Source organism: Micromonospora sp. DT47 (genome assembly GCF_049844475.1).
GTDB lineage: Bacteria > Actinomycetota > Actinomycetes > Mycobacteriales > Micromonosporaceae > Micromonospora.
Map to the genome: position 1 here is coordinate 189,729 of NZ_JBNCLC010000007.1, position 23,976 is coordinate 213,704.

The window sequence follows — 23,976 nt, forward strand, 5'->3', positions numbered from 1 at the left end:
GCCGCGCGCGGACACCCTCCCTGCGCTCCGCCCCGACTCAGCTGCCCGGACGGCGGAACTGCTGGGTCTCGTCGCCGACGTTGCCGGACTGGTAGGTGCCCCGGCCCCCGGCCATCGACCCGGCCTGCTCGGCGCGCGGCATGGCCTGGGTCCGCTCGCCGGCCCGGTCGGCCATCTGCCGGTTCATGTCGCCCTGCCCGGCCGCCCGGGCCCGACGGTGCTCCTGGATGGCCCGCGACTCCTCGGCCGCCCGGTTCAGCCAGGTGTCCCAGCGGCTCTGCATCGGCTTCACCAGACCACCGCCGAGGCCGACGATCAGGATGCCGGCCACCGTGCCGAGCACCGCGATCAGCACCGGCGTGGTCACCGTGGTGGCGATGCCCACCTGGTTCAGCGCGGCGATGACACCGAGCGCCAGGATGAAGATCGCTGTCAGGTCGCCCAGCACCTTGCCGTACGAGAGGCCGCCCAGGGCACCGGCGACCAGGTCCCGCACCGCGTTGGCGATCGCGGCCGCGACGACCACGATGATGATCGCCACGAAGGCCCGCGGCAGCCACGCCACCACCCCCCGGATCAGGTCGCTGATCGCGTTGGGACCCCAGACGCCGAAGGCGAACTGCAGGGTGAACAGCAGGACGGCGTAGTACGCGAGCCGCGCCAGGATGTCGCTGGCGTCGTACTTCGTCCGATCGAGTGCCCGTTTGACGCCACCCCGTTCGACCGCCCGGTCGAAGCCCACCCGTTCCAGCGCCTTGTCCACGATCTTGAGGACCGCTCGGGCGATCAGCCAACCCACCACGAGGATGGCGATGAACGCGATGGCCCTCGGGATGAAGAGCAGCACCGACCTCCACATATCGGCCAGGGCGTCTCCGATGTCGGCCTGCCTGACCGCCAGGTTTTCCGGCATGATGTCCCTCCTGTCCTATGGATTGCGACGCCCGCATACCCGGTCGCTTCGGCGGCACGCCGCGACGGCCGCCACCAAATTCCCGACATCCCTCGTGAAAGAGCCCCTGACCAGTTAGAACGCCCCTTCCCGCAGGCGCGCCGGGCCGGCCGGGGGCATGATCGGAACGTCCGCCGCGCGCTCCGGCTAGGCTGCGTGACATGCCAGGCACGGTCGGTCGAGTCCCCACGCCACCAGCCGCCACCCCCGGACCGGCCCCGGTCTCGCAGGTGGCGGCCGCCGTGCTCGCCCACCCGTGGGCAGGCACCCCGCTCGGCCCGCCGCAGGAGTGGAACCCGGCGGTCCGCGCGCTGGTGGACGCCATCCTCGCCTCGCCGGTGCCGATGGCGCTCTACTACGGCGCCGACTTCGTGATGCTCTACAACCAGGGCTACTCCGAGCTCATCGGCGACCGGCACCCGACGGCACTGGGCCGGCCCGCCGCCGAGGTCTACGCCGACCTGTGGCACACCGCCGGCGTCGGTGACGTGATCGAGCGCGCCTACCGGCAGGGGGAGTCCTTCCTGCAGAAGGAGTCGGTGCTGCCGGTGGACCGGCACCTCGCCGCCACCGGAGACCACACCGTCTTCACCCGCGGCCACTCCCCGGTACGGGACAGCACCGGCCGGATCGTCGGCGTGCTCACCGTCGCCGCGCAGACCACCCAGCTGACCCAACAGCTGCAGAGCCTCAGCGACTTCGCCGCCGCGCTCTCCGGCACGCTCACCCTGGACGACGTGGCCCGGGTGACCCTGCGGTACGCGCTGCACTCCTTCGACGCCGACCGGGTGGCCCTCGCGGTCGACGACGGCCTGGCCTGGCGGTCGGTCCGGCGGATCCGGGGCGAGCTGCTGGACGAGGCGGACGAGCGGCTGCCCCCGCTGTGGCGCCCCACCCCGGCGAACTCCCCCGCCCCGGTGGTGGTGACCGCCCGCAGCGGCGTGCCCTACTTCACCGGTGACGGTCAGCCGCTGCGGGACAGCGCGGTGGACCGGCACGACCAGAAGATCCGCGCGCTCGCCACGCTGCCGCTGCGGTCCTCGGTGATCCGCGGCGGGCTGGCCGTCGGTTACCAGAGCCCGCACGGCTGGTCGGCGGCGGAACGGGCGCTGCTCGCCGCCTCGGCCGAGCTGGTCGGCCAGGCCGCCGAGCGGGCCCGCCGGTTCGAGACCCAGCACGGCACCGCCCAGCTGCTGCAGCGCAGCATGCTGCCGGAGCAGCTGCCGGCGCTGCCCCGGCTGCGGATCGCCGCCCGGTACGACCCCGGGGTCGACGGCAACGCCGCCGGTGGCGACTTCTACGACGCCTTCCTGCTGCCCACCGGCGACCTCGGCGTGGTGCTCGGTGACGTGGCCGGCCACGACGTGCAGGCCGCCGCCCGGATGGGGCAGGTCCGGGCGGCGCTGCGCGCCCTGGCGCTGGCCGACCCGCGCCCGGACGCCGTGCTCACCGGGCTGGACCGCCTGGTGGCCAGCCTCGGCACCGAGACCGGCACCCAGGAACTCTTCGTCACCGTGGTCTTCGGCGTGGTCGACGCCGACCGGGGTGAGATCACCCTGGCCAGCGCCGGGCACCCGCCGCCGCTGATCCGGCGCTGCCTGCCCGACGGCACGGCCACCGCCACGTTCATCGAGCTGCCCACGGGCGCCCCGCTCGGTCTCGGCTGCCGGCCGCGCACCGCCACCGTGCCGTTCGCCCCCGGGGACACCCTGCTGCTGTACAGCGACGGGGTGGTCGAGCGACGGCGGCAGAGCCTCTCCGCCGGCCTGGACGGGCTGGCCACGGCGGTGGCCGACGCGGCCAGCGGTGACCCGCGGGCGCTCTGCGCGGTGGCCACCGCGGCGGTCCCCGGCGCCACCGAGGACGACGTGGCGGTGCTGGCGGTCGAGCACGCGCTCAAGCCGAGCCGCTCGGCGAGCATGGAGATGCCGGCCGAGCCGACCGCGCCGAGCCGGGTACGGCACTGGATGACCGGGCAGCTCACCGAGTGGCAGGTGCCCGAGGCGGTGGTCGGGGCGGCGGTGCTCTGCACCAGCGAGCTGACCACCAACGCCCTGCTGCACGCCGGCACGGAGGCGCGGGTGGTGATCGACCTGAGCCCGGAGCGGCTGCTGGTATCGGTGGCCGACTCCGGCACCCGGGGAGCGGTGACCCGCGCCCAGACCGACACGCTGAGCAGCCGGGGGCGCGGGCTCGGCCTGATCGAACAGCTCAGCGACGCCTGGGGCACCGACCCCACGGTCCGCGGCTCGACGGTCTGGTTCGAGATCCTCATCCCGTCCGGGTGAGGCGGCGCGTCAGCGCGGCCCGCAGCGGGTAGGAGGACGCCCATGAGCGGCGAGCGTCCCACCGGTGTCCTCTTCGACGTCGACGGCACCTTGGTCGACACCACGTACCTGCACACGGTGAGCTGGTGGGAGGCGCTGCGGCAGGCCGACCACCGGGTGCCGATGGCGCTGATCCACCGGTCCATCGGCATGGGGTCGGACAAGCTCCTCGACCACCTGCTCGGCCCGGAGCGGGACCGGGGCGCCGACGGCAAGCTCCGGGACGCCCACGACAGCTTCTTCGGGGAGTACTGGGAGCGGCTGGTGCCGCTGCCCGGGGCCGCGGAGCTGCTCCGGGGCTGCGCCGCCCGGGGCCTGCGGGTGGTCCTCGCCACCTCGGCCGCCGAACACGAGGCGGCGGCGCTGCGGGCGGCGCTGGACGCGGACGACGTGATCGACACCGTCACCTCCTCGGCCGACGCCGCGCAGAGCAAGCCGGCGCCGGACATCCTGGTCGCCGCCCTGGAACAGTCCGGCCTCGACGCCCGGCGGGTGGTCTTCGTCGGCGACGCGGTCTGGGACGTCGCCGCCGCCGGCCAGCTCGACATCCCCTGCGTGGGGTTGACCTGCGGCGGCACCAGCCGGGGCGAGCTGGCCGGCGCCGGCGCGGTCGCCGTCTACGACGATCCGGCCGACCTGCTGGCCGGTCTCGCCGACTCCCCCCTCGCCCGAGGGGGACGGACGTCACCCGGGAACAAGACGGACACCCAGGCTTAGCCCGCCGGATCACGGGGCACAGTCCCCCACCTCGCCCGCGCCGCAGGCGAGGTGCGAGAGGTGGTGCCGTGGAGCCGGTCGACGTCGCGTTCGCGCTGGTGGGGGTCGGAGCCCTGCTGGCCGGGATCCTGCCCCGGGTGCTGGAGCGCCGCCCGCTGTCCATGCCGATCGCGTTCCTCGGCCTCGGCGTGCTGGTCTTCCTGCTCCCCACCGGGCTGCCGTCGCCGGACCCGCTGGCGTATCCCGAGGTCACCACCCACCTGACCGAGGTCGGGGTGATCGTCGCGCTGATGGGCGCCGGGCTGAAGATCGACCGCCCGCTGAGCTGGGCCCGCTGGTCGTCCACCTGGCGACTGCTGGCGATCGCGATGCCGCTCTGCATCGCGGCGGTGGCGCTGCTCGGCTGGTGGTGGGCCGGCCTGGTGCCGGCGGCCGCGCTGCTGCTGGGCGCGGCGCTCGCCCCGACCGACCCGGTGCTCGCCGCCGACGTGCAGGTGGGCGAGCCGACCGACGTGGAGGACTCCGAGGACGAGGTGCGCTTCGCGCTCACCTCGGAGGCGGGCCTGAACGACGGGCTCGCCTTCCCGTTCGTCTACGCCGCCATCGCCATCGCGAGCACCAGCCTCGCCCCGGCGGAGTGGTTCTCCGACTGGTTCACCGTCGACGTGCTCTACAAGCTCGCGGTCGGGGTCGGCGGCGGTCTGCTCATCGGCTGGCTGCTCGGCAAGCTCTTCTTCCGCGCCCCCAGCGAGCTGCGGCTGGCCCGGCACGCCGAGGGCTTCCTCGCGCTGGCCGCCACATTCCTGGCGTACGGGCTGGTGGAGGTGGTCGGCGGGTACGGCTTCCTGGCCGTCTTCGCCGCCGCCCGGGCGATCCGGGCCGCGGAGCGTACCCACGAGTTCCACTCCGTGCTGCACGACTTCGCCGAGCAGATCGAACGACTGCTGACCGTCCTGCTGCTGCTGCTCTTCGGCGGCGCGGTGATCGGCGGCCTGCTGGCCCCGCTGACCTGGCAGGCGGCGGCGGTCGGGCTGGCCCTGGTCTTCGTCCTCCGGCCGCTGTTCGGTTGGTTGTCGCTGCGCGGCGCGCCCGGGCGGCCGGCCGAGCACTGGGTGATCTCGCTGTTCGGCATCCGGGGCGTGGGCTCGCTCTACTACCTGGCGTACGCCACCACGAAGGCGGACTTCCCGCAGGCCGACCTGGTCTGGGCCACCGTCGGCCTGGTGGTGATCGTCTCGGTGGTGGTGCACGGGATCGCGGCCACCCCGGTCATGCAGCTGCTGGACCGGGCCGGGGAGCGTACGTCCGACGAGTCAGAGCGGCGGGGGCAGGGCGAGCCCGCGCTCGGCGGTGTCCGGAGCTGACCGCGGGGCGGGGACGGTGGCCGCCGCTACGCGCACCGGCAGCGGTCAACCACGCTCGGCGAGCAGCCGCTGCGCCAGGGCCCGGCCCAGGTCCCGCCCGGAGCGCCAGGCGCTCTGCACTCGGGGCTTGCCGAACGCGTCCCCGGCCAGCCCGACGCCGTCGGCCTCGAGGTGGTACGTCCCGTCGCCGCCGGACGGCGCCGGCTTGGCGTACGTCCACCGGTGCACGTGGACCAGCTCGGCCGGCTCGGGCAGGCCGAGCAGGTCGCGAACGGCCTCCTCGATCGCCGGGCCGGCCGCGGTGGGCTGCGGCAGGTGCCCGGCGGCGAACTCGGGCGTGGTGTGCGCGACCAGCACCGGGGCGCTGTCGCCCCGCCGGTCGCCGTCGTCGCAGACCAGGGCGAGCACCGGGTGGTCGTTGACGAAGGCGCCCCGGAAGTCCGGCCAGCGGCGGGACGGGAAGCGCAGCACCGCCGACAGCGACGGCGACCAGCGCTGCTCCTGGGCGGCCCGGGTGGCCCGGGCCAGCGCCGGGTCGAGCAGCAGCGCCGCCTGCGGGCCGGGCATGCACAGCGCCACGGCCGCACATCGCCGGCCGTCCACCGCCGGTCCGGGCTCGACCGTCACGACCAGCCGGTCGACGCTCACCGGCAGCTCCCGGGCCAGCTCCTCGACCAGCGAGCGCAGGCCGCGCGGTGCGGCCCAGCGGGTCGGACCGGTCACCTCGCGGCGGCCGTCCGCGTCGTAGGCGACGAAGGTGTCGGTCCACTCGTGGACCAGCCCGGCGGTGCGCCACCGCTCGACCACCTGGACGAAGTCCGGGTCGTCGGCGGTGAGGTACGCGGCACCGGTGTCGGCGGGCCGGCCGTCGAACCGCTTGCTGGCCATCCGGCCGCCGGCCACCCGGCCGCGTTCCCGGATCTGCACCGGGATCCCCGCCCGGACCAGCTCGCCAGCGCACGCCACCCCGGCGATCCCGGCCCCCACCACGACCACGTCCGAATCCACCCGGTGATCGTATGTGCCCGTTGCGCGCCGGCATGAAGGACGGGGACCCGAGGCCGAGGCGTCCCGGCGGATCGACGAGCTCCAGGAGGAGACCGGCCGGGGCCGGTGGGCCTCAGCGCGGGGGCAGGCGGTGCAGCTCGACCGCGTCGAGCCGTCCTGCCGCCACCCGGGCGGTCAGGTAGGTCGGGTACGGCTGGGACCGCCGGTCGGTCGGCGATCCCGGGTTGAGCAGCCGCGGCCCGCCCGGCGCGACGGTGTCCCACGGGATGTGCGAGTGCCCGAAGACCAGCAGGTCACAGTCGGGGAAGCGGGCGGCGCAGCGGTCCTCCCGCCGGCTCTTCGGTCCGGTCTCGTGCACCACCGCCACCCGCAGCCCGTCGAGTTCGACCCGGGCCACCTCGGGCAGCCGGGCGCGTAGGGCGGGGCCGTCGTTGTTGCCATACACCCCGACCAGCCGGCGGGACCGGGCCTCGATCTCGTCGAGCAGCGCCACGTCCACCCAGTCCCCGGCGTGCAGCACCACGTCGGCGGCCTCGATCGCCGCCCAGACGGGGGCGGGCAGGTCCCGGGCCCGCTTCGGCACGTGGGTGTCGGCGATGATGGTCAGGCGCATGACCGTCATCCTGCCCCGCCGCGTCCGTACGGGCATGGCCCCGCGGATCGTCAACCTCCGCTGTCCACGTGGCTACCCGGGCCGGCGGACCGGCATTCCTGCCCGCGGCGGCGTTACCGCTCCACCTCGCCGGGAACACGGGGCGTTGACGAAGGAGGATGCTCATGACCAGACCCTCGAGCCCGACCGCCACCTGGCGACCCGGGATGCCGGGCGGCGACAACCTCCCGTCCGGACCGGCGGGACGGCCGACCACGCCGAGCGGGGACGGGCACGGCCCGCAGGCCGGCGCGCCCACCGTGACGATCGGGTCGTACCCGGACTATCCCTCCGCCCAGCGCGTGGTGGACTATCTGGCGGACAACCGGTTCCCGGTGGAGCACACCGCGATCGTGGGTACCAACCTGACCCTGGTGGAGACGGTGCTCGGCCGGCTCTCCACGGGACGCGCGGCGTTGCTCGGCGCGGGCACCGGCGCCTGGTTCGGCCTCTTCATCGGCCTGTTGTTCGGCATCTTCACGGTCGGCAACTGGGTGGCGGTGATCCTGGTCGGACTGGTGATCGGCGCGATCTGGGGCGCCGTCTTCGGCGCGGTCGCGCACGCCATGTCCGGCGGGCAACGCGACTTCACCTCGGCGAGTTCGTTGCGCGCCGGCCAGTACGCGGTCACCGTGGACGCCAACCTGGCTGACCAGGCCCGGCAGCTGCTGGGCCGGATGCATCTGACGCCGACCGGCGCGACGGCCCGCTGACCCGCCTCACTCCAACGTCCCGGCGCATCCCGCGCCGGGACGTGGTCGCGTCTCAGCGGCGGTACGCCAGCTCGCCGGCCCGGATGGGCACGTCGACCCGGTTCTCCGGCGGCGCGAGCGGGCAGGCCCACCGGTCGTCGTACGCGCAGCTCGGGTTGTACAGGTAGTTGGCGTCGAGCCGGACCCGCCCGCCGGGGAGCACGGTCAGGCCCCGGCCGTAGGTGCCCTTGACCGTGTCGGTCAGGTAGCGGCCGCCGCCGTAGCTGTCCGCCCCGCAGGTGCCGTCGCGCAGCGGCACGAACAGCCCACCCCCGTACGCCTCGATCCACCACAGGGTGAGCGGCCCCCAGGGGGTCTCCGCCACCGCGACCCGCCGGTAGCGCACCACTCCGTCGGGCCCGCCGGTGTCGATGCTCTCCTCGCCGGAGGCGGGGCGCAGCGGCGCCTCCACCACGGCGTCCGGGTTCGGCGGGAACCAGCCCAGCCCGGTGAAGGCGGCCCGGTCGGCGGGCGGCACCGGGCTCTGCGGGTGCCCGGCGAACAGCTCGTCCCGGGCCGCGCGGAACCCGGTCAGGTCGAGGTCCGACAGGTAGAGCCGGGCCACCTGTTCCCGCCAGTCGACAAGTTCGAGATCGTCCACTCTCCGACCCTAGTGCGGTGTTCACTAACGTTCACCGGGTTTGCGGTGGGTGTTGTGGATCCTCGCCGTGGGGGCGAGCGACTCCCCACCGGATGGTGGGGCGGGCCTCCGCGGGCCAACCGACCCTCGCGCCGCCCGTGGTGGGCGGCGGGGGTCACGTCGGGACCGGCCGGCACCTGGCAGGTGCCGTCCGGCTCGACGGTGCGTGACCACCTGCGGCAGCACGATGGCTGTCCCGGTGGTGGATCCGCCGCCCGGCGTGCGGGTGGCGATGCTGGCCGCCGCGACAACGTCGCGGTGCCCGGAATACGTGCAGTGTGGGCAGGACAGGGTCCGCCCACGGGGTTTCGGCACTCGCCGGTGGCAGGCGGGGCAGGTGGAGGAGGTGCCCCGCTCGTCGACCAGCCGGACGGTGATACCGGCCAGCGTGGCCTTGTCAGTCAGGACCTGGATCAGGCGGCCGATCTGCCACTGCCGCAGCCGCAGATTGTGTCGCCGCCCCGCCGGCAGGTCGAGCACCCCACGGGGGTCGCCCACGTGCAGGACACCGACGCGGTGCCGCACCGTCCAGGAGACGACGGTGCGGGCGGCTTCGTGCTGGGCCTGGCGGACCCTACGCCGGTGCCGACCCTCCACCCGCCGGGCCCGACGCCGGTACTGCCGCCACCGCCGCGACCCCCGCTCACCCGGCTTCGGCGCCCGGCGGGCGACGGCACGGCGGCGGGCTTTCGTGTCGGCCAGGTGCATGCGGTGCTCGGCGCGGATCGCCCGCCCCGACACCAGCAACCCCTCCCCGTCCGGGCCGGCCACCGCGTACGGGTGGATGATCCCCAGATCCACCCCGGCCACCCGACCCGGATCCGGTCCCTCACCGGGCGGGTAGGCCGTGACCGGGACTTCGGCGCTCACGTCGAGGAACAGCCGGCCGCCCTCACACAGCAGGGTGATCGACCGGACCTGTTCCACCGGATAGGGCAGGTCTCGCCCCAGTCGGACCCACAGCGGCGCGGTGCCTTTGGCGGTGGGGACCCGCACCCTGCGCCCGTCGATGGTGAACGTGCCGTGATACCAGCGCACCGGCACCAACCCACGCCGCCGCCGCGGGAACCGCGCCGACAGGTCACCTGCTTTGCGGCGCTTCGCCGCCGCGAACCACGCCTCCGAAAACCGACGCAACACCGACCGCGCGCCCGTGGAGTCCAGTTCGCCGAACGTGCCCGGCCCCGACGCCGCCAACTCCCGGCACAACTGCTGATAAACCGACCAACGGCGCGTCCCCACGGCGGCGCCGCCAGGCGTTGACCTCCAGCACACACGCCCACACATCACCGGCCGCCCGGAGCAGCCCGAAACACCGCCGCCGCTGCCCCGACGTCACCCGCAAACCGACACGCGCGGTGCGGTGCACGACTGGCGGCGCGGACGGATCCCGACGACGAGGCACGAACCGAAGCCAACACCACCCGTACGACAATTCCTCACGGCCAACTCGGCGAACGCTGGTGGACACCGTCTCAGCCGGCTGTTCAGGTGTCGGTGGTGAGCCGGGCGTGCAGGTGCTCGTCGTGCCGGCGGCCGTCTCCGTAGAGGTAGGACTCGCGCAGCGTGCCCTCGGGCGGGTAGCCGGCCCGGACGGCGACCCGGCAGGAGGCCGGGTTGGACACCGCGTGGCACAGCTCGATCCGATGCAGCCGGAGCCGGGCGAACGCCCAGGTGGTCAGGGCGGTGACGGCCGCGGAGGCGACGCCCCGGCCGCGCGCCCCGGCGACCGTCCAGTACCCGATCGAGGCGTCCCCGGCGTGGATGCGGTGCAGCGACACCGAGCCGAGCAGAGGGCCCCCGTCCGGCCCGGTCACGGCCAGCGAGACGTGGTCGCCGGCGGACCAGTCGGCGCGCCGGCGGATCCACTCGCGCGCCCCGGGGATGTCGGTGCCGCCGGGCGACGGGTTCCACTGGGCGATGGCCGGCTCGCGCAACGCGGCCAGCACGGCCGGGGCGTCCTGGTCCCGCCAGGGTCGGAGCAGGAGGCCGGGGGCGGTCAGCTCGAAGTGGTCCACGGCCCGGAGTCTGGCACGCCGAGGCACCACTGCGCGCCTCCTTTGCGAGCAGTTTCTTCAAATTGCAATCTCCGCCTCGCCAGCCCCCGGCCGGTGCGCGCCGGCCGGGCGAAGACAGGCTTGTTGAAATTTGAAAGAGTGTTATTGTGGCAGCCATGACGGAGAGCCTGGACCGCGAGCGGATGGCCGCCTGGCGCGCGTACATCGAGTCGAGCCAGCGGCTGTTCACCCGGTTGGAGGACGACCTGCGCGCGGAGAGCGAGCTGAGCTTCGCCGACTACCACGTCCTGGTCCTGCTCTCCGAGGCGCCGGGACAACGACTCCGGATGGGCGAACTGGCCGGCCGGCTGGTCTTCTCCCCCAGCCGGCTGACGTACCAGATCTCGTCCATGCAGCGACGTGGCCTGGTCGCCCGGCAGTCCTGCCCGCAGGACCGCCGGGGCAGCGAGGCGGTGCTCACCGCCGCGGGGCTGCTGGCCCTGCGCGAGGCCGCACCGCACCACCTGGCCTCGGTCCGCCGGAACCTCATGGACGACCTCGACGACGCCGAGGTCGCCTGCCTCACCCGGGTCTTCGAGCGGCTCGGCCGGCGGCTGCGCGCCGACCGCGACGCGTCGTCCACCCACAGCGACAGCTAAGGAGCCCGAGATGCCCGCCATCACCGTCGACGACGTCCTCGTCCTGCCCCGCCTCCCCCGGCTCGACGAGACCACCACCTACCGCCCGGTCCGCCGCATGATCACCGCGCCGAGCGGCTACGAGGGCGAGGGCTTCCCGGTCCGCCGGGCGTTCGCCGGGGTGCCGACGACCGAGCTGGACCCGTTCATCCACCTGGACCAGATGGGCGAGGTCGACTACGCCCCGGGCGAGCCGAAGGGCACCCCGTGGCACCCGCACCGCGGCTTCGAGACGGTGACCTACATGATCGACGGGATCATGGACCACCAGGACTCGCAGGGCGGCGGCGGCACCATCACCGACGGGGACACCCAGTGGATGACCGCCGGCAGCGGCCTGCTGCACATCGAGGCGCCGCCGGAGCACCTGGTGATGAGCGGCGGCCTCTTCCACGGCCTCCAGCTCTGGGTCAACCTGCCCCGGGTGGCCAAGATGAAGCCCCCGCGCTACCAGGACATCCGCGGCCGGGAGTCGGCCCTGCTCACCACGCCCGACGGCGGCGCGCTGATCCGGGTGATCGCCGGCGAGGTCGCCGGGCAGCACGGCCCGGGGTCGACCCACACCCCGATCACCATCGCCCACGTCACGCTCCAGCCCGGCGCCGAGCTGAGCCTGCCCTGGCGGCCGGACTTCAACGCGCTGGTCTACGTGCTGGGCGGCCGGGGCACGGTCGGCACCGACCAGCGACCGTTCCGCACCGGGCAGCTGGCCGTGCACGGCCCCGGCGACGCGCTGCGGGTCACCGCCGACGCCCGGCAGGACGGCAACACCCCGGCGATGGACCTCTACATCATGGGCGGCCAGCCGATCCGGGAGCCGGTGGCGCACTACGGGCCGTTCGTGATGAACACCCGCGCCGAACTGATCCAGGCCTTCGAGGACTTCCAGGCCGGCAAGCTCGGCGTGGTGCCGGCCGAGCGGCTGCCGCACACCGGCGGCCAGGGCGACCGCCCCTGACCCGCGCCGACCAGCGGGCGCCCCGGTCCTCCGGGGCGCCCGGTCCGGCGCCGGACGGCGACCGGTCCGGCCTAGGAGACGGCGAAGATGCCGGCCACGCCGAGGATCACCATGAGCAACACCGCCAGGATCACGCCCCGTTCGCTCTCGACCGCCTGCGGGCGGTACTCGGACACGGAGTTCGTGGTCTCGGCGGGCATGCTGTGGCCTCCTCGGCGTTCGCGTCTTGCTGTGGCGGTGGCCCTCACCAGGGGGCGTCGCCGGCGGCAGCCGGCGTGCGTACCCGCGGCGGGGGACCTACCGTGAGGACGTTGTCGACCTCGGGAGGCTGGAACGTGGCGAAACAGGACTGGTTCCTGACCGCTGAGGAACGCGCCAACCCGCTATCGGCATTACCCGTCTGGGCGAGCGGAAACACCGCCGAGCCGTTAATTCACGGTGCCGCGTACTTCGACCGCCTGGTCACCGAGGTGGAGGCGTTGCGCGCCGGTGATCACCTCTTCTTCACCGACTGGCGGGGCGACCCGGACGAGCGGATGCGCCCGGACGGCCCGACCGTGGTCCAGCTCTTCGCGCGTGCCGCCCAGCGGGGCGTGGTCGTCAAGGGGCTGATCTGGCGCTCCCACCTCGACGCCCTGTCCTACAGCGAGACGGAGAACCGCAGCCTCAGCGAGGCGGTCTGCGCCGCCGGCGGCGAGGTCCTGCTCGACCAGCGGGTCCGCCGGGGCGGCTCGCACCACCAGAAGCTGGTGGTGCTGCGCCACCCGGGCGCGCCGGAGCGCGACGTCGCCTTCGCCGGCGGGATCGACCTGTGCCACAGCCGGCGCGACGACGCCGACCACCGGGGCGACCCGCAGGCCGTGGCGATGTCCCCGAAGTACGGCCCGCACCCGCCCTGGCACGACGTGCAGCTGGCGCTGCGCGGGCCGGTGGTCGGCGCGCTGGACACCACGTTCCGGGAACGGTGGACCGACCCGATGCCGCTGGACTCGGAGAACCCGCTGGCCTACCTGCGGGACCGGCTGCGCGGCTCCGACCTCAGCCCCGACCCGCTGCCCGACCAGCCGGCCGACCCGCCGCCGTGCGGCCCGCACCACATCCAGGTGCTGCGCACCTACCCCGCGGTACGCCCGCGGTACTCCTTCGCCCCGGACGGCGAGCGCACCGTGGCCCGCGGCTACACCAAGGCGGTACGCCGGGCCCGCCGGCTGATCTACCTGGAGGACCAGTACCTCTGGTCCACCGAGGTGGCCGAGCTCTTCGCCGGGGCGCTGCGGGCACAGCCCGACCTGCACCTGGTGGCGGTGGTCCCCCGCCACCCGGACGTCGACGGCGCGCTGGCCCTGCCGCCGAACATGGTGGGCCGGGAGCAGGCGCTCTCGCTGTGCCAGAAGGCTGCCCCGGACCGGGTGCACGTCTTCGACGTGGAGAACCGGGAGGGCGAGCCGGTCTACGTGCACGCGAAGGTCTGCGTGGTCGACGACGTCTGGGCGAGCGTGGGCAGTGACAACTTCAACCGCCGGTCCTGGACGCACGACAGCGAGCTCTCCTGTGCGGTGGTCGACGAGACGCGCGACCAGCGGGCGCCCACCGATGCGGCCGGCCACGGCGACGGCGCCCGGGTCTTCGCCCGGGACCTGCGGCTGCGGCTGTGGCGGGAGCACCTGGACCGGGACCCGGAGGGCGGGGAGGACGGCGACCTGCTCGACCCGGACGCCGCGGTGCGGGCGATCACCTCGACCGCCGACGCCCTCCAGCGGTGGTACGACTCGGGCCGGCAGGGCCCGCGGCCGCCGGGCCGGCTGCGCCCGCACCGCCCGGAGCGGCTGGCCTGGCACACCCGGCTCTGGGCGCTGCCGGCGTACCGGCTGGTCTACGACCCGGACGGCCGGCCGCTGCGGGCCCGGCGCGCCGGCACCTGGTGACCCGTCCGCTCGGGCCCGGGTCGGGGGATCGCCCCCCCGGCCGGGTACCGGCTCAGCCCGCCGGGGTAGGCGAACGAGGTGCGCGGTGAGTAGAAGCCCCAGTTGATCAGCAGCGGGTTCTCCGGGCGCAGCGCGTAGGTCGGGTGAGCGGGCTGGAGGAACTCCACCGACTCGATCTCGAACGGCGCGACCGGCTCGGAGACGAACGGGTAGACGGCGCTGTAGAGCTGACCGTCGCGTCGGGTGAAGTACCGGTTGTGCCCGGTACGCACCTGGTGACTGGTCTCCCCGACCCGGGCCCGGGCGCGGATCAGCGGCACCCCGCCCACCGCGGTCTCGGCGACCAGCACGTCGCGGTGGATGTCGATGCTGGTCCGGCCCGCCACGGCGGGGGCGCCCCGGGCCTCGGCGTAGGCCCGCACCCGGGGGCTGGAGGCCACGTAGTGGGTCCACCAGCCGCCCGGCGTCACCCCGTCCGGGGCGTCCGCCCCGGTCAGGGCCACCCCCAGGTAGGTCAGCGAGTAGGCGCCGAAGCCGGAGGTCTGCGCGGCGTCCTCGACCACGTACTGGTTCATGAAGACCTGCCGGTCCGGGCGGGGCCGCAGACCGCCGGGAACCAGGGTGGCGACCGCGTCCGGATCCGCCGGCAGCCAACTGAAGTGCAGTGTGCGGCTGTCGACGACGAGTTGCGGATCCGCGGGATCGAGCACGGTGCCTCCGTACCAGGGGATGTACACCAGCGACGCTACGGGCGGTCCCGTCGGCGGGACACTGACGGAAAGCCGAGACTGCTGCCCGACTGTCGCATTTCACGTTGACCGCTCGATCACCGTTCCGGTCCGGGCGGCCGGGCGGTATGGGATGGACGGCGCCCCACACATCAACCGGTCGGCCCGGTAACCGTGATCAGAAACCGGCTGAGTTATGCCCGTTTTTGGGCCTTTCATGAATGAAAATTACTTAAGTACATCAGCCTTTCGGCTAGATTTCTGTTCCCCGATCGGGCTAAGGTGAGTCCCGAACGGCCCATCTGAAGCTAAACCAAAGCGTCACGTCTTTTTGTCCGCGGACGAGGTGCAGGGAGGACCACCAATGACCGCGTCAACGATGAGCGAGCAGGCGACCACAACGCCGTCCACCACCGAGAAGCTGGACCCGCGCGCGCTCACCGACAGCGCCGCCGATCTGCTCAACGCGATGGCCGCGCTGCCCGCCAACCACCCGTCCCGCGCCGCCATGCGGGACCGGGCCATCGAGGCCTGGCTGCCGCTGGCCAAGCACCTGGCCCACCGCTACAGCGGCCGCGGAGAGCCCACCGACGACCTGGCCCAGACCGCCGCCGTCGGCCTGATCAAGGCGATCGACAAGTTCGACCCGTCCCGCGGTGTCGACTTCGCCGGTTACGCCATCCCGACCATCATCGGCGAGCTCAAGCGGCACTTCCGGGACCGCACCTGGGACATCCGGGTGCCCCGCCGCCTGCAGGAGCTGCGGCTGGCCATCTCCGACGCCAACAGCTCGCTGCTGCAGACCCTCGGCCGCTCGCCGACGGTCGCCGACATCGCCGCCCACCTCAAGCTCACCGAGGAAGAGATCCTGGAGGGCCTGGAAGGCGCCCGCGCCTACAACGCGGTGTCGCTGTCCACCCCCACCGGCGACGGCGACCGGGCGACGGAGCTGGGCGACATGCTCGGCAGCGAGGACAACGAGTTCGAGCTCGCCGAGCTGCGGGTCGCCCTCGGCCCGGCGCTCGCCACCCTCGACGAGCGCGAGCAGAAGATCCTCACGCTGCGCTTCTACGGCAACCTGACCCAGTCGCAGATCGCCGAGCAGATCGGCGTCTCGCAGATGCACGTCTCGCGGCTGCTGGCCCGGGCGCTGACCAAGCTGCGGGGTCAGCTCGACGGAACGTACTAGGGGATGCTGACGGCGGCCGGGCCGGCGGGCCCGGTCACCGTCACGTTCCTCGGGGCCCGGTCGGCGCTGCGCCGGCCGGGCCTTTCCGCGTGTCCCGGTCCCGGCGCAGCACCAGCAGGTCCAGCACATCCACCACCGGCGCGTCCGGGCAGCGCTCCGCCCCGACCCGCAGCCGCCGGAGGCCGCGCCGGTAGGCGTCGTCGAGCAGCATCAGCGGGGTGTGCGCGTGCCGGCGCAGCCCGGTCGCGGCGACGGCCAGCGAGCCGGCGCTGACCTGCGGCACCCGCTCCAGCGCCTGCGCCGCGAACCCGGCCCGGGCGAACCCGGCGCACAGCTGACCCCGTCACCCCGGCCGGTGGCGGCTGTCAATGTGAGGAACGGGACAGGGGCCCCGACCCGCGGTCGAGGCCCCTGTGGTGCGCTGTCGTCAGCGTCCGGCGGGCTCCCGCCACATCGGGAAGAACGGGGTACCGTCGGGCAGCCGGAACGGCTCCGACTCCCGGTAGCCGTGCCGGGCGTACAGGTCGCGGCTGCGCTCGGTGCTCGCCTCCAGATACCCGGGCACGCCCTCGGCGTCCAGCACCGCGTGGTGATGCCGCAGCAGCGCGGTGCCGATGCCCCGCCCCTGGCGCCCCGGGGCGATCGCCAGGAACACCAGGTGGTGGTGCGCGCCGTGCGGGTGGTTGGCCTCGAAGAGCTCGTCGAGGTGCTGGAACCGCCCGGTCCACTCACCGCAGGCCGCGGCGACCCGGTCGTCGTAGTCGGCCGGCGGCGGGGCCGGCTCGCCGACCTGGGGGAACCAGACCGCCACCCCGGACCGGTCGGCGGTGCCGTGGACCAGGCCGTGGCGCATGGCGTGGTCGACCAGGATCTCGAAGTTGCCGGCCAGCACGGCCTCCCGCTTGGCCTCGTCCGGCACCAGCCAGGCGGTCACCGCCAGCGGCTCGAACGCCGTCGCGATCAGCTCGGCGACCGCGCGCGTCTCGCCCGCACCGAGCCGTTCGACCGGTACGCCGGTCACCTCGGCGCCTCGCTCGTGGTGGGCAGGACGGCCGCCGCCGCGCTCTCCGCGCCGCGCCCGATTCGGGCGTACACGTCGGATCGGCTGCCGCGCAGGGCCAGCCCCCAGAGGACGCCGAGCAGCGCGGCGACCGGGTAGACCGCCGGGATGATCCACCGCAGCGGCGAATCCGGCGCCACCCCGAGCAGGGTGGCGAAGTTGGCCACCGCCACCACGATGATGACGATCAGCGCGACCGCGGCGATGCCGGGGGCGATGAGACGCCGCCACGGGGTCTCCGCGACAGCCGTACGGGCGAAGAACGCGATCACCGCGACCGACGTGGCGGCGATCAGCAGCAGCACGCCGAAGCCACCACCGGTGCCGCCCCAGAAGAAGAGCTGCACCAGCGGGTCCCAGCCGACGACCGCGTAGAGGACGATCACCGCCAGCCCGAGGACGCTCTGCGCCAGCGACGCGACGCGCGGCGCGCCGGAGCGCGGCGAGGTCCGCCCGAACACGGCCGGCAGCACCCGCTCCCGGCCCAGGGCGAAGGCGTACCGGGCGGTGGTGTTGTGGAAGGAGATCATCGCGGCCAGCAGCGAGGTGAGGAAGAGCGCCTGGCCGATGCTCACCGCGGTGTCGCCGAGGTGCTCGCCGGCCAGGTTGAAGATGAGCCCCGTGCTCTGCTCCCGGGACGCGTCGACGATCTTGTCCGGCCCGGTCGCCACCGTCATGCTCCAGGCCGAGAAGGCGTAGAGGCCGGCGATGATGGCCACCGACAGGTAGGTGGCCATCGGCACGGTCCGCTTCGGGTCCTTGCTCTCCTCGCTGAAGACCACGGCGGACTCGAAGCCGGTGAAGCCGGTGGTGGCCAGCACCAGGATGGCGCCGACGCCCGGCACGAACAGGTTCTCCGGCGACAGGGTGGAGAAGCTGACGGAGCCGCCGGCGGGGTGGGTCACCTGCGCCAGGTCGAAGACGAGGATCACCGCGATCTCGGCGACCAGCAGCACGGCGAGCACCAGGCCGTTGATGTCCACCCGGAGCACGCCGAGGAAGGCGACCAGCGCCCAGGCGACCAGGGCCACCACCCACCAGGCCACGGTGATGCCGAAGAGCTGGGCCAGCACGGGCTCGGCCGCGGCGCCGACCGCGCCGTAGAGGCCGATCTGGAGCGCGTTGTACGCGATCAGCGCCACCCAGGCGGCGCCCACGCCGGCCGGTCGGCCCAGCCCGCGGGCGATGTACGCGTAGAAGGCGCCCGCGTTCTCCACCCGGCGGGCCATCGCGACGTAGCCGACCGAGAAGAGCGCGAGCACCGCCGCGACCGCCAGGAAGGCCAGCGGGATGCCGGTCACGCCGGTGACCGCGTAGCCGGTGGTGACCACACCGGCCACCACGGTGAGCGGCGCGGCCGCGGAGAGGACGAAGAAGATGACCGAGGGGATGCCGAGCCGGCCACGGGCCAGGGCGTCGGAGACGTTGCTGGGGCGTTCCAGCGTTGCTGTCGGGGGCATGGGGGCTGCTCCGGTTCGAGGAGGGATAGGGGGTGGTGGTGGAGATCAGGGGGCGCCGCGCAGCACCGCCGCGCCGACGGCGGCCTCGGTGTGCGCGACGAGTTCCTTCAGCGGGGCGGGCAACGACTGGATCAGCGCGCCGAGGCGGTGGTGGGCGCGGGGGCCGGCGCTCCAGAGCACCTCGCGGGTCAGCCCCGCGGCGGCGACCAGCCCGAGCAGGGTGCCGTCCGGCACGGACGGTGGGTCCGCCCGTTCCAGCAGGGCGCGCAGCCGGGTGGCCGGCCAGGCGACGGCGTTGAGATCGATGGGGACGTAGCTGACGGTGGTTCGCAGCAGCCGCCGGTTCTCCTGCCGGCGCAGCACGCCGGCGCGGGCCAGCCGCTCCCCCACCGATCCCGTGGCGCTCTGGGCCAGGAAGCTGAGCCAGGTGCGGACCGCCTGGTGCTGGGACTCGCCGACCAACTGGTCCAGCACGGTGTGCGCGAGCGCGTCGGCCGGCGGGCGGCGGTCGATCACGGTGACGAGTCCGTTGGCGACGGTGATCTGTCCGAACAGGACGAGTTCGCCGAGCAGGGCGCCCGCGAGGCCCAGCCCGGTGGCGCTCGGGTGCAGTTTCGCCTTGCCCCGGCTGTCGTTGTGGGCGATGAGGAAGAACTCGTCGGCGATCAGCAAACGAGCCTCCAACGCGAATTGTCCACAGGTGATCGACGCCGGGTGACAGGATGCCCGCGCCGCCCTTGCAATGCAACTCCCAGATTTGACAGTTGCACTCCGTGCTCACGCGACCTGCGGATCTTGCCGTGACAGACTCGGAGGGTGACCACCAGCCCCACCGTCCGGCGCCGCCGCATCGCCCGGGAACTCCGCCAGCTGCGCGAAGATGCAGGGATGACCCTCGATGTCGCGGCCCGCCAGCTCGACATGTCCAAGAGCAACCTGTCCCGGATCGAGAACGCCCAGATCGGCGTCCGGCCCCGCGACGTCCGCGCGGCGCTCGCTCTCTACGAGGTCACCGGCCCCGACGCCGAGGTGCTCATCGAGATCGCCCGGGACGCGCGGCAGCGGGGCTGGTGGCAGAGCTACAGCGACGTGCTGCCGGAATGGTTCGAGTTCTACGTCGGACTGGAGGCGGAGGCGACGACGCTGCGCACGTACGAGGCGGAGGCGGTGCCCGGACTGCTGCAGACCGAGGCGTACGCGCGGGAGGTCTTCCGGCGCACCGCCGGCGAGGAGGGGCTGGAGCGCAAGGTCGCCGCCCGGCTGCGCCGCCAGGAGGTGCTGCGCCGCGAGTCGCCGGTGGAGTTGTCGGTGGTGCTGAACGAGGCGGTGCTGCGCCGCCCGGTCGGCGGCCCGGCGGTGATGGCCGACCAGCTGCACCACATGACGACCGCCGCTCGATCACCGAACGTCACTATCCAGGTACTTCCGTTCGGGGCCGGCGGGCACCCCGCGATGAGTGCCCCCTACGTCATCCTGAACTTCCCCGACGCGGCCGACGCCTCGGTGGTCTACCTCGACAATCTCACGATGGGGCTGGCTCTGGAGGAGGCCGGGCACGTGCGCGGGTATAGCCTGGTGCACGAGGAGCTGTGTCGGATGGCACTGGATCCGGCGGACTCCGTGGCCCGCCTGGAGGAGACTGCTCGTCACTTTGCGTGACCGGATCGCGGCACGCCACAGGAGACGTGAGGTACCGGATGACCGCGCTCGACCTGTCCGGGGCGGACTGGCGCACCAGCACCCGCAGCATCGGCAACGGTAACTGCGTCGAGGTGGCCACCGCCTGCGCCGTGGTCGCCGTCCGGGACAGCAAGGACCGGCCCGGGCCGGTGCTGGTCTTCTCCCCCTCCGCCTGGGCGTCCTTCGTCACCGGCGTCGACACGGTACGCCCCGGCTGACCCCCGGACCGCCCCCGCCGTGCTCTCCGACGTACTCATCGACCTGCCGGTCCGGCCGGTGCTGCCGGCGCTGTCCCGGGCGCTGGCCGGTGCGGGCGCCGCGGTTCTGGTGGCCCCGCCCGGCACCGGCAAGACCACCCTGGCGCCCTTGGCGGTGGCCGACGGGGTCACCGGCAAGGTGCTGATCGCGCAGCCCCGCCGGGTGGCCGCCCGCGCGGCGGCCCGACGGATGGCGGAGCTGCTCGGCGAGCGGGTCGGCGACCGGGTCGGGTACGCCGTCCGGGGCGAACGCCGGGTCGGTCCCGGCACCCGCGTCGAGGTGGTCACCACCGGCCTGCTGGTCCGCCGCCTCCAGCACGAGCCCGAGCTGCCCGGGGTCGGCGCGGTGCTGCTCGACGAGTGCCACGAGCGGCAGCTCGACGCCGACCTGGCGCTCGCCTTCGCGGTGGAGGCCCGGGCGGCCCTTCGCCCCGACCTGTGGCTGCTGGCGATGTCCGCCACGCCCGAGGCGGACCGGTTCGCCGCGCTGCTCGGCGGCGACGACGGGCCGGCCCCGGTGGTGCGGGCCGAGGCGGCGCTGCACCCGGTCACCCGGGTCTGGGCGCCGCCGCCCCGGCCGGTCGCGCCGGCCGGCGCCGGTCGGGTCGACCCGGCCCTGCTCGACCACGTGGCGGCCACCGTCCGGCGGGCGCTGCACGAGCGCGACGGGGACCTGCTGGTCTTCCTGCCGGGCGCCGGCGAGATCGCCGGGGTCGCCCGCCGGCTGGCCGACCTGGCCGACCGGGTGGCCCTCCTGCCGCTGCACGGGCGGCTGCCCGGCGCAGCGCAGGACGCCGCGCTGCGCCCGGCCGACCGCCGCCGGGTGGTGTTGGCCACGGCGGTGGCCGAGAGCAGCCTGACCGTGCCCGGGGTGCGGGTGGTGGTGGACGCCGGGCTGAGCCGGGTGGCCCGGACCGACCTGTCCCGGGGGCTGGGCGCCCTGGTCACCGTCCCGGTGTCCCGGGCCGCCGCGACCCAGCGGGCCGGCCGGGCCGGCCGGGAGGCCCCCGGGTACGTCTACCGGTGCTGGTCGGAGGCGACGCACGACCGGTTGGCCGCGCAGCCGGAGCCGGAGATCGCCACCGCGGACCTGACCGGCTTCGCGCTGGATTTGGCCGCGTGGGGCAGCCCGGACGGCGCCGGCCTGGCCCTGCCCGACCCGCCACCGCCGGCGGCGCTGACCGTGGCCCGGGAGACCCTGGCCACCCTCGGGGCGGTGGACGCCGACGGCCGGATCACCCCGCGGGGGCGGGCGATCGCCGCGGCCGGCGCGCATCCCCGGCTGGCCCGCGCCCTGCTCGACGGCGCCGGCCGGGTCGGCGCGGACCGGGCGGCCGAGCTGGTCGCGCTGCTCGCCGAGGAGGGCCTGACGGGCCGGGACGACGACCTCGTCGCCGGGTGGCGACGGCTGCGGGCGAACACCGACCCGGCGGCGACCGCCCGCTGGCGGGCCGAGGTCCGCCGGCTGCGCGCCGCGCTGCCCGACGGGGCGGGAGCGCGCGGAGGGCAGGCCGGCCACGGGCGCGGCCGCACTGGCCGGCCCGACTCCGGATCGGACCGGCGAGGGGGCGGCCGGAGCAACGCCGACACCGCCCCGGGCGACACCGGCGCCGGGACCCGACGGCCGCTTGGCGACCGTCTCCCCGACGATCTGGCCGCCGGGCTGCTGGTCGGTCTGGCGTACCCGGAGCGGCTGGCCCGGGTGCGCCGGACCGGCGGGACGTCGTACCTGATGGCCGGCGGGACCGCGGCGGAGCTGGCGCCCGGGTCGGGGCTGGCGGGGGCCGACTGGCTCGCGGTCGCGGTGGCCGACCGCTCCCCCGGCGCGCCGACCGCGCGGATCCGGCTGGCCGCCGCCGTGGACGAGGCGACCGCGCGGGAGGCCGGCGGGCCGCTGCTGCGCGAGCGACGCGAGGTCGGCTGGGCCGACGGCGACGTGGTGGCCCGGGAGGTGGTCCGGCTCGGCGCGATCGACCTGGTCACCCGGCCGGTGGCCCGGCCCGAGCGGGAGCAGCTGTCCGCCGCGCTGCGCGAGGGCCTGCGCCAGGAGGGGCTGGCGCTGCTGGGCTGGACGCCGGCGGCCCGGGCGCTGCGCGACCGGATGGCGTTCTGCCGGCTCGCCCTCGGCGACGACTGGCCGGACGTCAGCGACGAGGCGCTGCTCGCCGCCGCCGAGGAGTGGCTCGGCCCGGAGCTGGCCGCCGGCCGACGCCGCGCCGACCTGGCCCGGGTCGACGTGGCCACCGCGCTGCGCCGGCTGCTGCCCTGGCCGCAGGCGGCCCGGCTGGACGAGCTGGCCCCGGAACGGATCGAGGTGCCCAGCGGCTCGAAGGTCCGCCTCGACTACGCCGACCCGGCGGCCCCGGTGCTGGCGGTGAAGCTCCAGGAGACCTTCGGCTGGCGGGACGCGCCCCGGATCGCCGACGGGCGGGTGCCGGTGCTGCTGCACCTGCTCTCCCCGGCCGGCCGCCCGGTGGCGGTCACCGCCGACCTGGCGTCCTTCTGGCGCACGGGGTACGCGCAGGTCCGCGCGGAGCTGCGCGGCCGCTACCCGCGCCACCCCTGGCCGGAGGACCCGACCACCACCGCGCCCACCCGGCACACCACGCACCGGCGGCGCTGACCGCGGCTAGTCCCCGACGATGTCGGCGATCAGCACGGTGATGTTGTCCGGGCCGCCGGCGCGCAGCGCCAGGTCGATCAGGCGGCGGGCGCACAGCTCCGGGTCCGGGGTCTCGCCGAGGACCTCGGCGAGGGTGTCCGAGCGGACCACGTTGGACAAGCCGTCGCTGCAGAGCACCCAGCGGTCCCCCGCCCAGGGAACCATCGTCGCGTACGACGGGGAGACCTCGTCGCCCTGCAGGGCCTGGGTGACCACGGCCCGCCGGGGGTGGCTGGCCGCCTCCTCCGGGCTGATCATGCCCTGGTCGACGAGCATCTGGACGAAGGTGTCGTCCCGGGTGACCTGCTTGAGCGTCCCCTCGCGGAAGAGGTAGGCCCGGGAGTCCCCGATGTGCGCCAGGGCCAGGCAGCTGCCGGACCGGGCGAAGAGCAGGGCGGTCAGCGTGGTACCCATGCCCTGCCGTTCCGAATCCTCTGCGACCGCCTGGCGGATCCGCTCACTGGCCAGCTCTATGCCACCCTGCAGCGCGGCCACCAGCGCGTCCTCGGGGGTCTCCACGTCGAGGGGAGCGACCGCGTCGATGGCGATCCGGCTCGCCAGGTCGCCGGCCGCCATCCCGCCCATGCCGTCGGCGACGGCGACGAGCCAGGCACCGGCGTGCAGGGCGTCCTGGTTTCCGCTGCGGATCAGCCCACGGTCGCTCGTCCCGACGGAACGAAGCTTCAGGGTCATGGGAGGCAGCCTGCCAGGCGAAGGGCGCTGTTGTCTCTAGGAGATCAGGACGACGGTACGTGGCGCGGTGAATCTCACTGTCGTTTCACATTCCGACGGGTTCCTGGCTCTCCGCCGGCATCCATCACCGCAATACCGGCGCGGTCGACTTCTACCGACGGCACGGCTACGTCGACTCCGGGCTCTCGCTCGGTCGACGCCCCACCACCTGACGCCCGTCCCGCCGGCCCGGGGCCCGGAATCCGATGGACGGCGTC

Annotated in this window: 23 protein-coding genes and 1 pseudogene; 11 read left to right on the forward strand and 13 right to left on the reverse strand. The window is 74.4% G+C overall.

Features of this window, described 5'->3' with window-relative positions; all coding sequences use genetic code 11:
- Nucleotides 1-37: 37 nt before the first annotated feature.
- On the reverse strand, nucleotides 38-913 hold the full coding sequence (locus tag ACLQ2U_RS13895; protein WP_425751026.1) for a mechanosensitive ion channel family protein: 876 nt from the start codon (nucleotides 911-913) through the stop codon (nucleotides 38-40).
- Between the two features lie 200 nt (nucleotides 914-1,113).
- Here ACLQ2U_RS13895 and ACLQ2U_RS13900 point away from each other — a divergent pair, with 200 nt between their 5' ends.
- From ACLQ2U_RS13900 to ACLQ2U_RS13910, 3 genes are all read left to right on the forward strand, one after another.
- Nucleotides 1,114-3,240, forward strand: a complete 2,127-nt coding sequence (locus ACLQ2U_RS13900) for an ATP-binding SpoIIE family protein phosphatase (RefSeq protein WP_425751027.1) — start codon at nucleotides 1,114-1,116, stop codon at nucleotides 3,238-3,240.
- 42 nt (nucleotides 3,241-3,282) lie between these two features.
- Complete coding sequence (locus ACLQ2U_RS13905; protein ID WP_425751028.1) at nucleotides 3,283-3,996, forward strand: HAD family hydrolase; 714 nt, start codon at nucleotides 3,283-3,285, stop codon at nucleotides 3,994-3,996.
- A gap of 68 nt (nucleotides 3,997-4,064) precedes the next feature.
- Entirely contained in the window at nucleotides 4,065-5,360 is a 1,296-nt protein-coding gene (locus ACLQ2U_RS13910) for a cation:proton antiporter (protein ID WP_425751029.1), read from the forward strand.
- Between the two features lie 45 nt (nucleotides 5,361-5,405).
- Here the strand turns inward: ACLQ2U_RS13910 and ACLQ2U_RS13915 are convergent, their stop codons facing one another.
- Both ACLQ2U_RS13915 and ACLQ2U_RS13920 read right to left on the reverse strand, forming a co-directional pair.
- Nucleotides 5,406-6,356: an NAD(P)/FAD-dependent oxidoreductase gene (locus ACLQ2U_RS13915; protein ID WP_425751118.1), complete on the reverse strand. Its 951-nt coding sequence runs from the start codon at nucleotides 6,354-6,356 to the stop codon at nucleotides 5,406-5,408.
- A 124-nt stretch (nucleotides 6,357-6,480) separates the two neighbouring features.
- A complete protein-coding gene (locus ACLQ2U_RS13920; protein ID WP_425751030.1) occupies nucleotides 6,481-6,981 on the reverse strand; it encodes a metallophosphoesterase family protein in 501 nt (166 codons plus the stop codon).
- Between the two features lie 164 nt (nucleotides 6,982-7,145).
- On the opposite strand from ACLQ2U_RS13920, the gene ACLQ2U_RS13925 reads away from it, so the two are divergent.
- Nucleotides 7,146-7,733 carry a general stress protein gene (locus ACLQ2U_RS13925; protein WP_425751031.1) on the forward strand — a complete coding sequence of 196 codons (588 nt, stop codon included), beginning with the start codon at nucleotides 7,146-7,148 and terminating at the stop codon, nucleotides 7,731-7,733.
- Between the two features lie 52 nt (nucleotides 7,734-7,785).
- On the opposite strand, the gene ACLQ2U_RS13930 is transcribed toward ACLQ2U_RS13925, so the two are convergent.
- From ACLQ2U_RS13930 to ACLQ2U_RS13940, 3 genes are all read right to left on the reverse strand, one after another.
- On the reverse strand, nucleotides 7,786-8,373 hold the full coding sequence (locus ACLQ2U_RS13930; RefSeq protein WP_425751032.1) for a DUF1684 domain-containing protein: 588 nt from the start codon (nucleotides 8,371-8,373) through the stop codon (nucleotides 7,786-7,788).
- Between the two features lie 24 nt (nucleotides 8,374-8,397).
- Entirely contained in the window at nucleotides 8,398-9,699 is a 1,302-nt protein-coding gene (locus tag ACLQ2U_RS13935) for an RNA-guided endonuclease InsQ/TnpB family protein (protein WP_425751033.1), read from the reverse strand.
- A 200-nt stretch (nucleotides 9,700-9,899) separates the two neighbouring features.
- Nucleotides 9,900-10,430: a GNAT family N-acetyltransferase gene (locus ACLQ2U_RS13940; RefSeq protein ID WP_425751034.1), complete on the reverse strand. Its 531-nt coding sequence runs from the start codon at nucleotides 10,428-10,430 to the stop codon at nucleotides 9,900-9,902.
- 155 nt (nucleotides 10,431-10,585) lie between these two features.
- On the opposite strand from ACLQ2U_RS13940, the gene ACLQ2U_RS13945 reads away from it, so the two are divergent.
- Both ACLQ2U_RS13945 and ACLQ2U_RS13950 read left to right on the forward strand, forming a co-directional pair.
- Complete coding sequence (locus ACLQ2U_RS13945) at nucleotides 10,586-11,068, forward strand: MarR family winged helix-turn-helix transcriptional regulator (protein ID WP_425751035.1); 483 nt, start codon at nucleotides 10,586-10,588, stop codon at nucleotides 11,066-11,068.
- A gap of 10 nt (nucleotides 11,069-11,078) precedes the next feature.
- A complete protein-coding gene (locus ACLQ2U_RS13950) occupies nucleotides 11,079-12,065 on the forward strand; it encodes a pirin family protein (protein WP_425751036.1) in 987 nt (328 codons plus the stop codon).
- Between the two features lie 71 nt (nucleotides 12,066-12,136).
- On the opposite strand, the gene ACLQ2U_RS13955 is transcribed toward ACLQ2U_RS13950, so the two are convergent.
- Nucleotides 12,137-12,265, reverse strand: coding sequence for a hypothetical protein (locus ACLQ2U_RS13955; RefSeq protein WP_425751037.1), 129 nt, complete (start codon nucleotides 12,263-12,265; stop codon nucleotides 12,137-12,139).
- A gap of 135 nt (nucleotides 12,266-12,400) precedes the next feature.
- On the opposite strand from ACLQ2U_RS13955, the gene ACLQ2U_RS13960 reads away from it, so the two are divergent.
- A complete protein-coding gene (locus ACLQ2U_RS13960; protein WP_425751119.1) occupies nucleotides 12,401-13,990 on the forward strand; it encodes a phospholipase D family protein in 1,590 nt (529 codons plus the stop codon).
- Here ACLQ2U_RS13960 and ACLQ2U_RS13965 read toward each other — a convergent pair.
- Complete coding sequence (locus tag ACLQ2U_RS13965) at nucleotides 13,939-14,700, reverse strand: hypothetical protein (protein ID WP_425751038.1); 762 nt, start codon at nucleotides 14,698-14,700, stop codon at nucleotides 13,939-13,941. The genes ACLQ2U_RS13960 and ACLQ2U_RS13965 overlap by 52 nt on opposite strands.
- A gap of 382 nt (nucleotides 14,701-15,082) precedes the next feature.
- On the opposite strand from ACLQ2U_RS13965, the gene ACLQ2U_RS13970 reads away from it, so the two are divergent.
- The gene (locus ACLQ2U_RS13970) at nucleotides 15,083-15,907 is read left to right on the forward strand and encodes a SigB/SigF/SigG family RNA polymerase sigma factor (RefSeq protein ID WP_425751039.1); all 825 of its coding nucleotides are present in this window, start codon (nucleotides 15,083-15,085) and stop codon (nucleotides 15,905-15,907) included.
- A gap of 103 nt (nucleotides 15,908-16,010) precedes the next feature.
- Here ACLQ2U_RS13970 and ACLQ2U_RS13975 read toward each other — a convergent pair.
- From ACLQ2U_RS13975 to ACLQ2U_RS13990, 4 genes and pseudogenes are all read right to left on the reverse strand, one after another.
- Nucleotides 16,011-16,235 (reverse strand): annotated as a pseudogene (locus ACLQ2U_RS13975) (SAM-dependent methyltransferase); the annotation flags it as partial.
- A gap of 99 nt (nucleotides 16,236-16,334) precedes the next feature.
- The gene (locus tag ACLQ2U_RS13980; protein ID WP_425751040.1) at nucleotides 16,335-16,928 is read right to left on the reverse strand and encodes a GNAT family N-acetyltransferase; all 594 of its coding nucleotides are present in this window, start codon (nucleotides 16,926-16,928) and stop codon (nucleotides 16,335-16,337) included.
- On the reverse strand, nucleotides 16,925-18,427 hold the full coding sequence (locus tag ACLQ2U_RS13985) for an APC family permease (RefSeq protein ID WP_425751041.1): 1,503 nt from the start codon (nucleotides 18,425-18,427) through the stop codon (nucleotides 16,925-16,927). The genes ACLQ2U_RS13980 and ACLQ2U_RS13985 overlap by 4 nt, the downstream gene beginning before the upstream one ends.
- Before the next feature lie 45 nt (nucleotides 18,428-18,472).
- Nucleotides 18,473-19,099, reverse strand: coding sequence for a GOLPH3/VPS74 family protein (locus ACLQ2U_RS13990; RefSeq protein WP_425751120.1), 627 nt, complete (start codon nucleotides 19,097-19,099; stop codon nucleotides 18,473-18,475).
- A 144-nt stretch (nucleotides 19,100-19,243) separates the two neighbouring features.
- On the opposite strand from ACLQ2U_RS13990, the gene ACLQ2U_RS13995 reads away from it, so the two are divergent.
- The 3 genes from ACLQ2U_RS13995 to ACLQ2U_RS14005 are packed head-to-tail and all read left to right on the forward strand — an operon-like array spanning nucleotide 19,244 to nucleotide 22,987.
- Complete coding sequence (locus ACLQ2U_RS13995; protein ID WP_425751042.1) at nucleotides 19,244-20,086, forward strand: helix-turn-helix domain-containing protein; 843 nt, start codon at nucleotides 19,244-19,246, stop codon at nucleotides 20,084-20,086.
- Nucleotides 20,087-20,124: 38 nt separating this feature from the next.
- The gene (locus ACLQ2U_RS14000; protein WP_425751043.1) at nucleotides 20,125-20,325 is read left to right on the forward strand and encodes a DUF397 domain-containing protein; all 201 of its coding nucleotides are present in this window, start codon (nucleotides 20,125-20,127) and stop codon (nucleotides 20,323-20,325) included.
- A 19-nt stretch (nucleotides 20,326-20,344) separates the two neighbouring features.
- Nucleotides 20,345-22,987: an ATP-dependent RNA helicase gene (locus ACLQ2U_RS14005; protein ID WP_425751044.1), complete on the forward strand. Its 2,643-nt coding sequence runs from the start codon at nucleotides 20,345-20,347 to the stop codon at nucleotides 22,985-22,987.
- A gap of 6 nt (nucleotides 22,988-22,993) precedes the next feature.
- On the opposite strand, the gene ACLQ2U_RS14010 is transcribed toward ACLQ2U_RS14005, so the two are convergent.
- Nucleotides 22,994-23,719 (reverse strand): PP2C family protein-serine/threonine phosphatase, encoded by a 726-nt coding sequence (locus ACLQ2U_RS14010; RefSeq protein WP_425751045.1) that lies wholly within the window; start codon nucleotides 23,717-23,719, stop codon nucleotides 22,994-22,996.
- Between the last annotated feature and the right edge of the window lie 257 nt (nucleotides 23,720-23,976).